This is a genomic window from Bacillus sp. MRMR6 (assembly GCF_001940785.1).
Classification (GTDB): Bacteria; Bacillota; Bacilli; order Bacillales; family Cytobacillaceae; genus Neobacillus.
The window spans coordinates 34,837-50,185 of the sequence record NZ_MSLS01000007.1 but is presented as its reverse complement, the minus strand read 5'-3'; the positions used below and the strand labels follow the sequence as shown (position 1 = coordinate 50,185).

12 protein-coding genes are annotated in these 15,349 nt (G+C 40.7%); 1 reads left to right on the top strand and 11 read right to left on the bottom strand.

Annotated elements, in window-relative coordinates:
- The first annotated feature begins 361 nt into the window (after positions 1-361).
- Positions 362-2,149, top strand: coding sequence for a GNAT family N-acetyltransferase (locus BTR25_RS09285; RefSeq protein WP_083652307.1), 1,788 nt, complete (start codon positions 362-364; stop codon positions 2,147-2,149).
- A gap of 40 nt (positions 2,150-2,189) precedes the next feature.
- Here the strand turns inward: BTR25_RS09285 and BTR25_RS09280 are convergent, their stop codons facing one another.
- The 11 genes from BTR25_RS09280 to BTR25_RS09230 form a co-directional block, all read right to left on the bottom strand.
- Positions 2,190-3,125, bottom strand: a complete 936-nt coding sequence (locus BTR25_RS09280) for a manganese-dependent inorganic pyrophosphatase (protein ID WP_075687791.1) — start codon at positions 3,123-3,125, stop codon at positions 2,190-2,192.
- A 623-nt stretch (positions 3,126-3,748) separates the two neighbouring features.
- Positions 3,749-4,960, bottom strand: coding sequence for an acyl-CoA dehydrogenase family protein (locus BTR25_RS09275; RefSeq protein WP_075687909.1), 1,212 nt, complete (start codon positions 4,958-4,960; stop codon positions 3,749-3,751).
- Between the two features lie 94 nt (positions 4,961-5,054).
- Positions 5,055-6,263 (bottom strand): iron-containing alcohol dehydrogenase, encoded by a 1,209-nt coding sequence (locus BTR25_RS09270; protein WP_075687790.1) that lies wholly within the window; start codon positions 6,261-6,263, stop codon positions 5,055-5,057.
- Positions 6,264-6,280: 17 nt separating this feature from the next.
- The gene (locus tag BTR25_RS09265) at positions 6,281-7,804 is read right to left on the bottom strand and encodes an aldehyde dehydrogenase family protein (protein ID WP_075687789.1); all 1,524 of its coding nucleotides are present in this window, start codon (positions 7,802-7,804) and stop codon (positions 6,281-6,283) included.
- Positions 7,805-7,831: 27 nt separating this feature from the next.
- Positions 7,832-8,725 carry a R2-like ligand-binding oxidase gene (locus BTR25_RS09260; RefSeq protein ID WP_075687788.1) on the bottom strand — a complete coding sequence of 298 codons (894 nt, stop codon included), beginning with the start codon at positions 8,723-8,725 and terminating at the stop codon, positions 7,832-7,834.
- Between the two features lie 186 nt (positions 8,726-8,911).
- The gene (locus BTR25_RS09255) at positions 8,912-10,129 is read right to left on the bottom strand and encodes an ABC transporter substrate-binding protein (protein ID WP_075687787.1); all 1,218 of its coding nucleotides are present in this window, start codon (positions 10,127-10,129) and stop codon (positions 8,912-8,914) included.
- An 83-nt stretch (positions 10,130-10,212) separates the two neighbouring features.
- On the bottom strand, positions 10,213-10,920 hold the full coding sequence (locus tag BTR25_RS09250) for an ABC transporter ATP-binding protein (protein ID WP_075687786.1): 708 nt from the start codon (positions 10,918-10,920) through the stop codon (positions 10,213-10,215).
- Positions 10,913-11,680 (bottom strand): ABC transporter ATP-binding protein, encoded by a 768-nt coding sequence (locus BTR25_RS09245; protein ID WP_175596734.1) that lies wholly within the window; start codon positions 11,678-11,680, stop codon positions 10,913-10,915. The genes BTR25_RS09250 and BTR25_RS09245 overlap by 8 nt, the downstream gene beginning before the upstream one ends.
- Before the next feature lie 2 nt (positions 11,681-11,682).
- A complete protein-coding gene (locus BTR25_RS09240) occupies positions 11,683-12,705 on the bottom strand; it encodes a branched-chain amino acid ABC transporter permease (protein ID WP_075687785.1) in 1,023 nt (340 codons plus the stop codon).
- The gene (locus BTR25_RS09235) at positions 12,705-13,568 is read right to left on the bottom strand and encodes a branched-chain amino acid ABC transporter permease (RefSeq protein WP_075687784.1); all 864 of its coding nucleotides are present in this window, start codon (positions 13,566-13,568) and stop codon (positions 12,705-12,707) included. Before BTR25_RS09235 ends, BTR25_RS09240 begins: the two co-directional genes overlap by 1 nt.
- A 102-nt stretch (positions 13,569-13,670) precedes the next feature.
- Complete coding sequence (locus BTR25_RS09230; RefSeq protein ID WP_075687783.1) at positions 13,671-15,335, bottom strand: long-chain fatty acid--CoA ligase; 1,665 nt, start codon at positions 15,333-15,335, stop codon at positions 13,671-13,673.
- Positions 15,336-15,349: the final 14 nt, after the last annotated feature.

Genomic DNA, 15,349 nt, shown 5'->3' with positions numbered 1-15,349 from the left:
TGTGGGGCCTTAATGACACAGTTTTGACATTTCCGGATATCCAACATTAAAAAAGCCATGCTCCTCCAATAAAGGGAACATGGCCTACTTTATCTGCTCAGCTTTTCCTTATATTCTCCAATGATTATTCTCCTCCAAAATGGTCCTGCCCCTTCAACCTTAATCAGGAGAAAGTGACATTTTTTTATAGATTGGTTTTTACAAAATTGTCCATAATAATTTCCTTTTTAAAAAGATATTTATAAACAGTTCCCATAAAAAGTAAAAGCGCGTCTAAAATAACGGGCTAATACCGTTTCCGAAAGAATGCCTCTACATAGGATAGGTTGAGAAACTATTTTCATGCAAGGAGGTAACTTTTTTGGAATATACAATAACAATAGTCCCATTTGAAGAAATTTCCCATTTCTCAAAATACTTAGAGAGTGCCGGAATGGAGTTTTATCGAGTCAGGGACTCTACGACTTGGCTTGCTGCGAAGACCTCAAACAAGATCGTTGGGATGATGGGGGTTGAATTCGTAAAAAGAAGCGCCTTATTGAAAAGTGCATACGTTCTTGAGGAATATCGGGGCAAAGGTATTTTTGAGCAACTTTTTTCAAGTTGCTTAGATTTAGCGGTTGAAACGGGCTCTAAGCAGGCAATTGGCTACTGTTTACCCACCTCCATTCGTGCTTTTATAAAAAAGGGCTTCAGAGTTTCCTATAAATATAATGAACGGATCACCTGCATGGTCAAAAAGTTATATACATTTAACCGAAATAAAATAATGAATGCACAGGAGCTATGTGAGCTTATAGAGGGTGAACTAGTCTCTGGTGAGAAAACACAGCCATTCTATGATGCAGTCGACTTTACTCCATTAGTAAAAAAACCATACACATTGGTTTTCCTTTACCACAAGCTTAAAAAGATGAATCTAAAGCGATTGGAGAGATTGGGAAATTGTACGGTTGTATTTGAAGAAGGCACAAATCTTGGGCCATACCATGAGCAATTAACGTATATTAAGGTTAAAGACATAAGTACAGCTTATTGGAAGTTTATTGATTATTACCGGGGTTTATACAATATCCCCGTATTTGCCATTACGGGTACATGCGGAAAAACAACCACTAAGGAAATGATTAAACACATCTTAAGCGGCAGATATTCGGTTCAGGCCACTCACCTTAGTGATAACACTTCCCTATCTAATCTCGAATATTTATGTGGGATTACTGAAAAAACAGACATGGCCGTATTTGAAACTCCTGTTAGTGGACCAGGATTACTAAGGTTTAACTGCCGTTATTTTAAACCAACCATTGGGATGATCACCAATATTGGCGTTGACCACTTGCTTTACTGTAAAACCCTGGAGAATTATATTAAAGCGAAAAGTGAAATCATTCCTGGCCTAAACTATGAGGGAACCCTATTGCTAAATGCCGATGATGATAGAATTAAAACGATTCCACTTAATAACTACAGAGGGAAAATTGTCTACTTCGGACTTAGTGACAACGCAGATTTCACAGCGACAGATATCGAATATATAGATAAAGGCATGAAATTTAAGGTCCTCCATCAGGGCACTAGTGTCCAAGTTATTTTACCAGAGTTCGGAAGGCACCAAGTCCTTAATGCACTAGGAGCAATTGCTGCGGTCAACCAAGTAGGAATATCTTTAGAAGAGGCCGCAAACCGGCTGAGTACTTTTAAAAATGTACAATCTCACTTAGAAGTTTTTGAAAGTATAAATGGTTCCACGGTTATAGATGATACCTGGAGCTCCAACCCTACTTCTATGGAGGTTGCCCTAGAAGTAATGAATAACATTATTAAAGGGAAAAGGAAAATTGCCTTATTAGGAGGCATGTCTCTTTTAGGTAAAAATGAAAAAGAGATTCATCAAGAAGTGGGCAAAATGATTGCCGAACATAACATTGATGTTTTGATTACCTATGGAGACTTGGCTAAGGAAATTGCAAGCGGGGCGAGAATGCACAAAATGAAAGGCGTTATCCATACTTGTGTTGATGCAAAAGCGGTGGAAAACATTTTAATGCCCTATTTGGATAAAAACACATCAGTCTTATTAAAAGTATCTATGTATGACAAATCAATCATGAGCTTTTTAAGTAACCTGAAGAATTATAAATCATAAAAAAACCGTTCTGGCTTTATGCCATGAACGGTTTTCCCTCTTATACTCCTGAATTAAAGATATCTGTTAAAACTGGAACTATTTGCTTTTTACGGGAAACAACGCCCTTTAATGTCGCGGTATTATTAGAAAGGGTAACGTTATATGCTTTCTCAATCGCAGCTGTTTTGCTTCCTAGTGCTAAGCCAACAGAGTCATTCGTTAAAATATCTGTGACAACGAACAAGAATAAATCTAAGTTTTTCTCTTCGATTACTTTAGAAATCGTCGCCTCTAATTCTGCTTGATGTGCTAGAACTTCTGCAGGATCAACGGCATTTACTTGGGCAATTTCCACTTTGCTGTTACCCATATTGAATTCCTTTGCATCTATTGAGATCAGTTCAGCAACAGACTTGTCGCTCAAGTCAGCCCCAGCTTTTAGCATTTCCAAACCATAGCTGTCAGCATCAACACCTGCAATTTCAGCTAATTCACGTGCAGCTGCAACGTCCTCAGGTGTACAGGTTGGGGATTTAAATAATAACGAGTCAGAAATGATGGCAGATAACATTAAGCCGGCGATTTCTTTTTTAATTTCCTTGCCATTCTCTTTATACATCTTGTTTAAGATCGTAGCTGTACAGCCAACCGGCTCGCAACGATAATAAAGCGGATCACTTGTTTCAAAATTAGCAATCCGGTGATGATCAATTACCTCTAAAACACGAACATCTGAAATATCATTCGCACTTTGTTGGCGTTCGTTGTGGTCTACTAAAATGACCGAATTGACTTCATTTGCTACAGTTTCCACTAGACGTGGAGTAGTAGCATTAAAATGCTCAAGAGCATACTGAGTTTCTCCATTAATTTGTCCTAAACGAACGGGTTCAACATCATATCCAAGCTGCTTTTTTAAGTCTGCATAAGCAATCGCAGAGCAAATCGTATCTGTGTCAGGATTTTTATGACCGAAAATAAGTACTTTTTCCATTTTAAGACTCCTAATCGTATGAAATTATGTAGACAATCTCAGGTCCAAGAGATACCCTATACGAATTATATATGATTACGATTCAGGATTCAAAAAAAAAATACTAGAGAAGCAAGAAAAATATTACAACATTCTCACCATTTGCACCTGCTCTGTTGATAATGTAAAACCATTTTCTATTAAATATTTTGTGGTTGGATTTGCATAGAAGCATTAATGGTCATAAAACTGACTGGGTTGGTTTCATTTTCGGTAATCTCAGCAAAAACTGCATCGACTATTTCTTTACTAATTTCTTTTAGCAATTGGAATTGATATAACAAGACTTTTTCAAGTTTGCCTTCCTCACTCCACAGTCTTTTAAATTGAGCATAACCGATCGGCTCCTGCCTCGCATCATAGTAAACCTGTGCCTCACCGGTTTTTGCACTTTGCCACTGACATTGCCATGGTACATTTTTTTGTAAAGTGCTAGCTTAGCAAGTTGTTCCGGTCTTATCGTTTTGCTGGATATCATTCCTGAATAAAGAGTAATTTTGGAAACCCCTGTTAAATAGACTAGCGAATCTGTTATTCAATAAAAAACCCATAATAAATTGTTCTACATTATGGGTTTTTATCTACTATTTAACTGTTTCTTTCGCTTCAAAGAACGGCCAGGCTGGCAAATTGTTAGAAAGTGGCTTATCTTCACGATATCCTAAAACATACTCACCTTGCATAACCGTATGAATTTCACGTGTTCCTTCATAGATTACCGGTGCTTTAGCATTTCTTAGGTAGCGCTCAACAGGGTATTCATTTGAAAAACCATAAGCCCCATGAATCTGCACCGCATCATTCGCCGCTTCATAGGCATAATCACATGCACACCACTTAGCAAGTGACGTTTCACGCGTATTCCGTTTCCCTTGATTCTTCAACCAGCCTGACCGATACACTAATAATCTTGCCTGCTGTAAGCCTGCCTCCATTTTTGCGATCATTTGCTGCACAAGCTGATGTCTGCCAATTTCTTTCCCAAATGTACTTCTTTCATGACAGTATTTTACGCTCGCTTCGAGACTGGCCATAATGGTACCGCACGCCCCTGCCGCGACGGTAAACCTTCCATTATCAAGGGCTGACATGGCAATCTTAAATCCTTCGCCTTCTTTACCTACTAAATTCTCTTTTGGAACCCTTACATGATCGAAAAATATTTCCCCAGTATTGCCAGCACGAATGCCGAGCTTCCCCTTAATAGTCTTTGAGGAAAAGCCTTCCCACTCTCTTTCTACTATAAAGGCGGAAATACCATGGTGCTTTTGCTCTTTGTCTGTATAGGCAAATACAAGAAAGTGATCGGCTACATCGCAAAGGGAAATCCATGTTTTAGAACCATTTAATATGTATGCATCGCCTTGTCTAACTGCAGTCGTCTGCATGGCGGCTACATCTGAACCGGCGTTGGGCTCCGTTAAACCAAAGGCTCCTACTTTTTCACCTCTTGCCTGTGGAACAAGATATTTTTGCTTTTGTTCTTCGTTTCCCCATTGCATTAATGTCATGCTGTTTAAACCAGTGTGAACAGATACCGCAGTCCTAAAGGCTGTGTCACCTCGTTCCAATTCCTCACACACAATCGCCAGCGAATTATAGTCCATTCCACTCCCGCCATATTGTTCCGGAATACACACTCCCATTAACCCTAAATCTGCTAATCTCTTAAGTATTTTCGGTTCAAAGTACTGTCTTTCATCCCATTCTCTAATAAAAGGCATAATTTCTTTATCAACAAACTGCCTGACTGTTTTTCGAAGTAATTCCTGCTCTTCTGAAAAAGAAAAATCCATCATTCGGTTGCTTCCTCCTAAACTTTTATTTGTGACTACCTGCTAAAAACTGCTAAACCCAATCAGCATTCTACTGCTGAATGGGCTCTAATTTTTACTTTACCCCTACTGGAACAACTCTCTGTCCAATGGCCGCGATGAGTTCTTTTGGCATTGGGAAATTTAATGCTGCAGGATCCTTCATAACAGCAGGAACCGTCTGCTGAAGCTGTTCTTCTGAAATATTGTAGTCTTTAAAATCAGCTGGTAGACCGACCTTATGCTGCAATAAGCGAATCTTTTCCACCACTTTTGCAAGTCCAGCTTCTGGGGTATCCTCCTTTACCTCTACATTTAAAGCAGCTGCAAGCTCCGGTACTTTTGGAAGGTACAGCATAGGGACCATTTCCATCACAACTGGTAAGAATACAGCGTTTGCTAGACCATGAGGAATTCGGAATAATGCACCATAGGCGTGTGCCATGTTGTGGACAGGGATTGCATTTAGAGCAAAACTAAAGGCTGTTATACCCATTAAGCTTGCCTGTAATAAATCCATTCGAGCATTTAAATCGGAACCATCCGCAACGGCAGCTGGCAGGTTTTGCTCAATCAAACGAATAGCATGGAGTGCATATGCATCCGTTAAGCCTGTAGCCGTCGGTGAGGCCAAAGCTTCAATCGCGTGTGTTAATGCATCAAATCCGGTAAAGGCAGTTATAGTTGGCGGCAGGCCAACTGTTAAATCTGGATCAAGGATCGCCATATCCGAACTAATAAACGGATTAATTATGTTTGTTTTCATTTGGATATCTTCATTAAAGATAACTGCAATAGGCGACACTTCAGAGCCTGTTCCTGCAGTTGTTGGGATCGAGATATGCGGAATCGGMATGAACGTCGCTTGCGGGAATTGTTCATAACGAAGACCGCCTGGAATTGCCTCTTTTATATCAGCCAACCCGTTATGGAGAGCATATTTAACCCCCTTAACCGTATCAAGCACACTTCCGCCTCCGACAGCTAAAAGTGAATCCCCGCCTACTTCTTTTACATAACGAACAGCATCATTAATGCAACGGCTCTCTGCATCCTGGGCAATATCGAGATATTGACCAACTAATTGAGGACCGCTGCCATGACCTGTTAAATTGAAAATTTCTGCTACCTTTTGGACCACTCCTGCTTTTTCTAAACCTCTATCACTCAAAAGAACGACTCGTTTTGCACCAAGACCAGCAAACAAACTCGGTACCATAGCACGTGAATTAGATCCACTATAAATACCGGTGCGAAGCATAAACTGTGATAAACTTGTTTTCATTCATCTTCACCTCATTATTAGTTTTGGCCAAACAGAATTCCATACCAGTTTCGTCGTTCAAGCTCAGGGGACATGGATGTATGAACATGCTTTACCTGCGTATAAGCATCAAGTGATTGAACACCCATTTCTCTGCCAATACCACTTTGCTTGTAACCGCCAAACGGTGCATCACTTCGGAGCATATGCCAGTCATTAATCCATACAACACCTGCTTGCAACTTTCTCGCAACCTCATAAGCTTTGTTTACGTCGCGAGTCCAAACACCGGCAGCCAAACCGTATATCGTATCATTTGCCATTTCGATTGCCTCATCTACATCTGAATATCGTATAACTGACAAGACTGGACCAAATATTTCTTCTTGGGCAATTTTCATATCATTGGTTACATTGGTGAAAATGGTTGGTTCAACAAAATAACCATCCTCACAGCCTGGCACAGTTACTGCATTTCCACCACAAACCAATGTAGCACCTTCCTGTTTGCCTGCCTCAATATAGGAAAGTATGGTATCTTGTTGTTTTTTAGAAATAACCGGGCCAACATCCGTAATTGGGTCAAGCGGATTACCTAGCTTAAGCTTACTTGCCATCGCAACTAAACCTGTCACGACTTGATCATATAATCGATCTGGGACAAATAATCGTGTTCCGGACTCACAAAGCTGTCCTGAATGTAAGAATACTCCAAAAAGAGACCCCGGCAGGGCAATACTCAGGTCCGCATCGTCCAAGAGAATATTTGGTGATTTACCTCCGAGCTCAAGGGTTGTCTTTTTGATGGTGCCAGCTGCTAATTCCATAATTCTTCTTCCAACCTCGGTAGACCCTGTAAAGGCAACCTTATCAACCTGTGGATGGCGGACAAGTGCTTCACCCACTTCTGCACCCGTACCTGTTACGACATTGATAACACCAGGAGGTACAACATTTGAAATGATTTCTGCCAATCTTAAGGTAGATAATGGAGTATAACTGGCAGGTTTAATGACTACTGTATTTCCCATCGCTAATGCCGGGGCGATTTTCCAAGTGGCAATCACCATAGGTAAATTCCAAGGTGTTACGGCTGCACATACACCGATTGGTTCTCTCCAAATGAAGTTATGTGCTGGGCCAGGAAACGGCGGGACTGGCAGGGTTTCAGAAAATGGATACTCCAAAGTAAATTTGGCTAAAGTTTGAAACAGGTCAACCATTTGCAAAATATCGCTGCTGCCAATTCGGCGAACAGTACCACCGGAACTAATAGCTTCTAAGTAAGCTAATTCCTCTGCATGTTCTGCAATTTGATAAGAGATTGCATAAAGGACATTTGCCCGATCTTTCGGGATCATATTTTTCCACTCTGTTTGATCAAATGCTTCTCTTGCCGCCTTTACTGCACGATTCACATCTTCAACTGTCCCTTTTGCTACCTTAGCAACTAATTGTCCATTTGCAGGGTTATAGACATCAAAAGTTTCCTGGTTACTTGCTTGCTCCCACTTTCCGTTAATAAAAAGTGGAAAGGCTTGGACATCAACATTTACCGTCATTTTAGTTCCTCCCTATATAGTAATAATTTAAAATACCCCGAGTTCACTTTCAGATGTTCTATAAATCTCTTCAATTCGTTTTCCTTTAGCGCGGGCTAGGACTTCCATCCGGACACCGAGCTGTTTCATCGTAAACTGCATGACTTCCTCCGGATTTCCGCCAAATGCACTTACTTCCCTGCCGCCGATACCTTCTTCATTCAATCTCAAAGCTAATGGTGTTAATTCCATCATCTTAGCAGCAACAAAATCGAAGAGATGTGGATGTTCACAAATTAAGCGTTGAAGTAGGAAGGTACCATAACCAATATGTCTAGACTCGTCCTTCTTCAAATTTCCAACTCCTACTAATAAACCTGGCATAATCCCTGCAGTCTCCAATGCTTGATAGAAGGAGAAATAACCAGTTTCAGCTAGCACACCCTCAACAAACATGTTATAAACAACAGAGGCTTCAGCTATTGCTTCAGGAGATTGATCCGTTACAAGCCGCTCCATTGTGGTTGGAAGAATTTCATAAAAGATTTTTTGGTACGTCTCAGTATGGAAATGTGATAGGTCGCCTCTTTCTCCAATTGCGTTCAGAGCCAGTCTGAAAAATTCAGTATGTTTGGCCTCTTCATATAGAAATGTCGTTAAGAACATCTCTTCTTCAAGACGACCTTCCTTCGCAATTGCCATAATCAGCGGCAACAGATCCAAGGTAACTGCTTCCTCGCCTGCCTGAAATTGCGAAATTAACCGAAGAATATCACTTTTTTGTTCTGCATTAAGAGTTTCCCAGTCTCTTTTGTCCTGACTAAAATCAATATCGGCGGGGTTCCATGTCCCAAGCTTTTTTGCCTTCTGAAATAAACGGTACGGGAAAGATTCTTCTAGCAATCCTCTAGAACTAGTCGTTAAGATTTTTCTTTTTTCCATCCTCATACTCCCTTCAACCATAATGACGCAAGCGCTTACATATATTCCATTTTTTTACAGATCGGACCAACCTTTTTACTATATTTCGAAAACTCTACGAATATGTTACTTAGTACAAAATTCCCCTTGAAAAAATATCACAGATGTGATGTTGTCCAAGGGGATTTTTTCGAAACTATCAGACTCTTATTTTTTTACCTCAATTGGTACAATTTTTCCATCTTCTACCGCTGCAACAACTAAGTCAGCCTCGAAGCCGCCATCAGTGCCAATTTTCGGAATGATATAAATTTTCTTATCATCAGGAAGATTGTCTAAGCCATCCTGCATGGCAGCACGGATTTTTTCAACGTCATCCACGGATCCGGCTGCCTTCATTGCTTCTACAAATACATGCATGCCAATATAGTTTAGACCGGCTTCGGATCCAGGGACTTCGCCATACTTCGCTTCATACTTTTTCACAAAGTCAGGAATGGCTGCTTCTGATGAATGTTGGAGCGGCATAACTCCAATCGATCCATTTAATAAATCGTAGGTTCCTGTAACAGCCTTCATTTCATCAAACTTTGCTTGGTCCATGACAATGAATCCGCCCTTAAAGCCAAGCTCCCTTGCTTGCTTTGCAACCTTTGCAGTTGGCTCGGAGGCACCACCGATGAATAATACATCTGGCTTTTCTTTCAAAGCATTGGTTAAAATGGTGAAGAAGTCAGTTTCCTTTGCAAAATCGATTGGTGAATTGAAAACAACCTTACCGCCTTCTTTCTCCCAATAAGCTTTTAGGTTCTCAGCCCAATCCTTACCATACTGTGATGCAGTTGGAAGGAAAGCGATATTCTTACCATAATTCTCCATTGAATACTCGGTAAATGGCTTTAAGTATCCATCGTAACGAGGAGGAATTCGAACCGTTAGTTTGTTCCCAACCTCAGTAATCTTTGGTTCACTTGAATAGGCACCAATGATAAATTTATCCAGTTCATTAAATACTTGTAGTGCGAAAATCCCGCCGCTATGTGGTGTGAAAATAATAGGCGGTTTATTTTCTTGAACAAGTCTCTTTGCGTTCGCTCCAGCTTCGTTCGGTAAGTATTTATCGTCTAAACTAACGACATTTAGCTTATATTTCTTTCCATTTACTTCAAAACCGCCAGCATCGTTTACTTCATCTGCTGCCATCTTTACTCCATTTAACGTCCGCTCCCCATAAAAAGCTGCTGGGCCGCTTAAAGGTCCGGTGTAGCCAATGTTAACCGTTCCCACTTCTTCCGTTTTAGGAGTATCTTCCCCTTTATTATCATCCTCTTCCTTAGTAGTAGAAGAAGAACTGTTACAGGCTGCTAAGCTGAAAATCAATACGAAAATAACGCTGAACATTAAAAGCATTTTCATTTTTTTCATGGTTTTCCCCCTCGTATTTATAAAATTTCCAGACAGAAAAAGCGGTTTCTTTGCCGGACCACCCCCTTAAAATGCCGCTGGTCTTATGCGCCAATATAGGCCTTTCTAACTTCGTCATTTGCGAATAATTCCTCAGATGTACCATGAAGGACAATCCTGCCGTTTTCAAAAACATATCCCTTGTCTGCAATTTTCAATGCTGCATTGGCATTTTGTTCAGCGAGTAAAATCGTTGTTCCCTCACGATTTATTTGTTGAATAACCTCAAACATCTGTTCAACGATTAACGGGGCAAGCCCTACAGAAGGCTCGTCTAAAAGCATTAGCTTTGGTTTGGACATTAAGGCTCTGCCAATAGCCAGCATTTGCTGCTGTCCGCCGCTTAGAGAGCCTGCTGCGTCATTCCTTTTATCGTTCAGAATTGGAAACAGTTCATAAACGTGATCTAACGACTTTTTAATTTCCTCCTTCTTCCGTCGATGAACAAATGCACCCATTCTTAAGTTTTCCTGTACTGTCATGGACGGGAATAATTTGCGGCCCTCTGGGCATTGACCAATACCTAGTTTAACGATTTGATCTGGAGAACGTTTATTTAATGGACTGCCTTCAAACAATACTTCTCCTTCAGCAGGCTTGCTTAAACCGCTGATGGTACGGAAGGTGGTACTTTTCCCAGCACCGTTTGAACCGAGCAAAACAACGATTTCTCCTGCGTTTACTTCGATATCAATCGTTTTAATAGCAGTAAAGCTTCCGTATTTGACAGAGACATTTTTCAGACTAAGCACTTGCGCTCCCTCCCAAATAGGCCTTAATGACCGTTTCATTATTTTGAATTTCTTCAGGCTTACCTTCGGCGATTTTTTCACCATAGTTTAGCACCATGATTTTATCTGCAAGCTTCATAATCATCTGCATTTTGTGCTCAATTAAACAAACCGTGATCCCTTTTGCAACCATCTTCTTCATTAATTCAGCCAACCCTTCGGTTTCATCAGGATTGACGCCGGCTGCAGGTTCATCAAGGAAAACAATTTCAGGATCGGTTGCCAGTGCTAAAGCAAAGGCCGTCCGTTTTTTCTCTTCCTGTGTTAAACTGCTGACTGGTTTATTGGCCACTTTTGTTAAATCAACAAATTCAATGACCTCCATTGCCTTTTCACGGCATTGGTTTTCTTCTCGCTGATGACGCTTTGTTCTAAGGATGGCATCCATTAGATTGGATTTTGTCCGAAGCCGGTGGCCGACAATGACATTATCCAGAACAGTTGATTGTTCAAACAGATTGGTCGTTTGAAAGGTACGGGCTACCCCCAATTCAGCTATTTTGTTTGAAGGTAATTTGGTAATATCCTGTCCTTTAAAAATGACCTGCCCCGTGCTAGGAGGATGAAAGCCGCTAATCAAGTTGAAAAAGGTGGACTTTCCTGCACCGTTCGGACCAATAATCGCATTAATTTTCCCTTGTTCAATGGCAAAATCGACATTGTTAACAGCTACTAAACCGCCGAATCTTTTGGTTAGATTTCTCGTTTCCAAAAAAATCATCGCTATCCCTCCTTCACCTGTTTTTCAGTAATTCCATCTGCTTTTAATAGAGGTTGATTGGTTAGGCGGCTTGTACGCTTAGCTTTACGGGTAAGATACCAAGTCGCGATTGCCCCGACAATTCCACGTGGATAGAAAATAATTAATAAAGTAAGAATCGGTCCAAAAATCAACATCCGATAATCTTGTAAAAATTGAAGCTGTTGTGAAAGCCAAACAATAATGAGAGTACCTACAATCGGACCACTCAATGTGCCAATACCACCTATTAACAAATAGGTGAGAAAATCAAATACAATGGCCATTGCTCCTATATCTGGTCCAATAAAACGGACAAATGAAGCATAAAGGGCACCTGAGAGCCCTGCAATAACCGTTGACAAGACAAAGACTGTTAACTTGTTTTTCATCGTTGAGATTCCGATCGTCTGAGCTAGGTCCTCACTATTTCGGATGGCGATAAAAGTTCTCCCTGACAACGAATGAACAATTCGATACATAATAAAAACAACAAGCAGCAAGAAGAACAATACTAAATAATAATGTGATTGCAGTGTTTGAAATGATAGCGGACCTAGGTTTGACGGTGCTGGTATTCCAATCAGACCGCGGACACCTTCGGTTAAGCTGTCCCATTTATCGATGACGAGATAGATAATATAGCCCACACAAAGTGTATAAATCGCAAAGAAATGTTCCTTTGTGCGCAGAGAAATTAAACCAACAAAGAAACCAATTACTCCAGTGATGACGAGGGATAGTCCTAATGCCGGCCAAAAGTTCATCTCTGCTTTAACCGTTAATAGACCTAGAGAGTAGGCTCCGATAGCAAAAAACCCCGCATGAGCTAATGAAAGATATCCGGTGTATCCTGCAAGCAAGTTCAACCCATACACCCCGATCATCCAGATAAAGGATAGGGTCATAACATGGACAAAGTAATCATTTTGCGTGATAAGTGGAAAAGCTATTGCAAATAAAATTAAAAGAGAGATTGTATTTCGTTTGTTAAATATTTTTGACATTAATGCCCCCCCTTTGAGAATAATCCAGTTGGTTTAACGGATAGGATAATAACAAGGAGGACAAAGGCGATGATATCCTTATAGTCGTTTGAGATGTAAGTTGCTCCTAAGCTTTCGCTAAAACCAAGGATATAGCCTCCTAAAATAGCCCCTGGTACACTCCCCATTCCACCGAGGATAATAATGACAAAGGCTTTCAAAATAACAAGATGGCCCATTCCTGGAAATACGAGATTGATAGGTGCACTTAAGGATGCTGCTATAGCAGCTAACCCGCCAGAGATCATAAAGGTTAACATGGCTACTTTATTCGTGTTAATCCCGACAAGGTTTGCCCCTTCACGATTTTGTGACATGGCTATGATCGTGGCACCAGTAAAGGTTTTTTTCAAGAATAAAGTTAGAAGGATCATAACGATGATTGCTGCAAAAATAATGAGCAGCCGCTGCATTGTAAAGGTTAAACCGAAAATCTGGACTACTTGACCGTAAGGAGTGGTCATGCTTTGGTATTCTGCTCCCCAAACAAATTGGGCAAAGGCTTCTAAGAACAAGAGAATTCCAATCGCAGCGATTTTATCATGAATAGGCGGTGCCTCGCGCAGTGGGTGAAAAACAAACCTTTCCATCAAAACTCCAAGCAACCCCACTACAATAATTGAGACAAAGATGGCCAGCCAGTAATGTAGACCGTATTTTGTCATCATTGATAACGTGATATAGCCACCCATCATATAAAGGGCACCATGTGCAAAATTAGGTATATGTAAGATGCCATAGACAAGCGTTAAACCTAGGGCAACAAGGCTATAAACGCTGCCAATCGTTAGACCGTTAAATAACTGCTGAATGAAAATCTCCATAATTCCCCTCCTTTTTTGTTTTAGATGTTTTGCGAAATCCGCTCTCTTTCTCACAGATTTCGCAAAAATCAATTCTATTAATCTCTTTTTATTTTTCTATATCTATTGAACTTTGTTTTTTTCTTCTTCCTGGAGCTGGCGCCAGAGGATTTTTCCGCTTGATGTCATAGGGAAATGCTTTCTGAATTCAATTTGCCGCGGATATTTGTAGGCAGCCATATGCTCTTTAGCCCAGCTGATAATTTCTTCTTCACTCACCTTATCCTCAAAACTTTCATTTAAGATGACAAATGCCTTCACCGTCTCACCTCTTCGTTCATCTGGAACACCGACTACACAGGCTTGTTGGATGGCAGGATGATTGTAAAGGTAAGATTCTACCTCTGTCGGCCATACTTTATAGCCTGAAGCATTTATCATTCTTTTCACTCGATCAACGATAAAGAAATAACCGTCTTCATCATATCGACCGATATCGCCTGTTCGAAAGAATCTTTTCCCGTCAATTTCAATAAATGAATTCTGATTTTCATCGTCCCGATTGTAGTATCCAACCATCACCTGGGGTCCATTGACGATAATCTCGCCTATTTCGCCAATCCCAAGGTCTTTACCTGTTGCTGGTTCAATGATCCGGGCATCAACATCAAAGGATGGAATCCCTAAGCATTGCATTTTTGGACGGTCAGCAGGGTTAAAATGGGTTTGAGAAATGGTTTCAGACAATCCGTAACCTTCTACAAAACGCAGACCTGTTAATTGGAACAATTTTTCCCCAACCGCTTCAGGAAGTGCTGCTCCTCCACCTGATAGAGATGTTAAGGAAGAAATATCTTCTGGATTAAGGTTCGGATTGGCCAAAAAATCAACAATCATCGTGGCGATGGTAACCCAGTGGGTACAGCCTTGACTTTTTATCATTTCAACAGCTGCATTACGATTCCATCTTGTCATGATCACCATCGTACTGCCGCTATAAATCGGCATATGCATACTATGGACCATACCGGTAACATGAAAGAGCGGAAGAGTCATCAAATGCACGGCATTAGGTGTTGCCCGTGACCAATAGTACGCCCCAACCGTATTGGCTTGAACTGTTTTATTCGTATGCATACAGCCCTTAGGCAACCCTGTTGTACCCGATGTATAAGGCAGTACAGCTAAATCATGACCTATGGAAGTATGTTCACTTGGTGTTAGATTTGCCTCAATCGCTTCTCTCCAGAGATAATGATTGGATTCAGTAAATACCATCCTGTCCATTACAACTTCTTGTGGAAGATCAATAGAATAATCGCTGTACTTATAATCTGAGTAGGCAGCAATCAATACGTTTTCAAGTGTGGTGGACCCGAGCAGCGGGCGGACTCGATCGTATAATTCCTGTCCCACTAATACTGTTTTAATTTCACAATCTTTTATATAAAACTCTAGTTCATCTGCTACCAGCATGGGGTTAATAGGCACCACAACCGCATTCGCACGTAAAATAGCATAATAAGCAATGACAAACTGTGGAGAATTTTGCATAAATAGCAAGACCTTCTCACCTGAAGATACTCCCAGCTTCTGCTGTAAATATCCTGCAAGCGAGTTAACCTCTTGGTCTAATTGTTCATATGAAAGTTTATTACCGTAATAATAAATGGCCGTTTGATCAGGATACCGGCTGGCACTTACTTTTAGGTTGTCATATAAGGAAGTCGTTGGAACTCTCAAGGATTTTGATATTTTTGGCCAATGTTCAAAATGTAAGGTTACCAAATGTATTTCTTCCC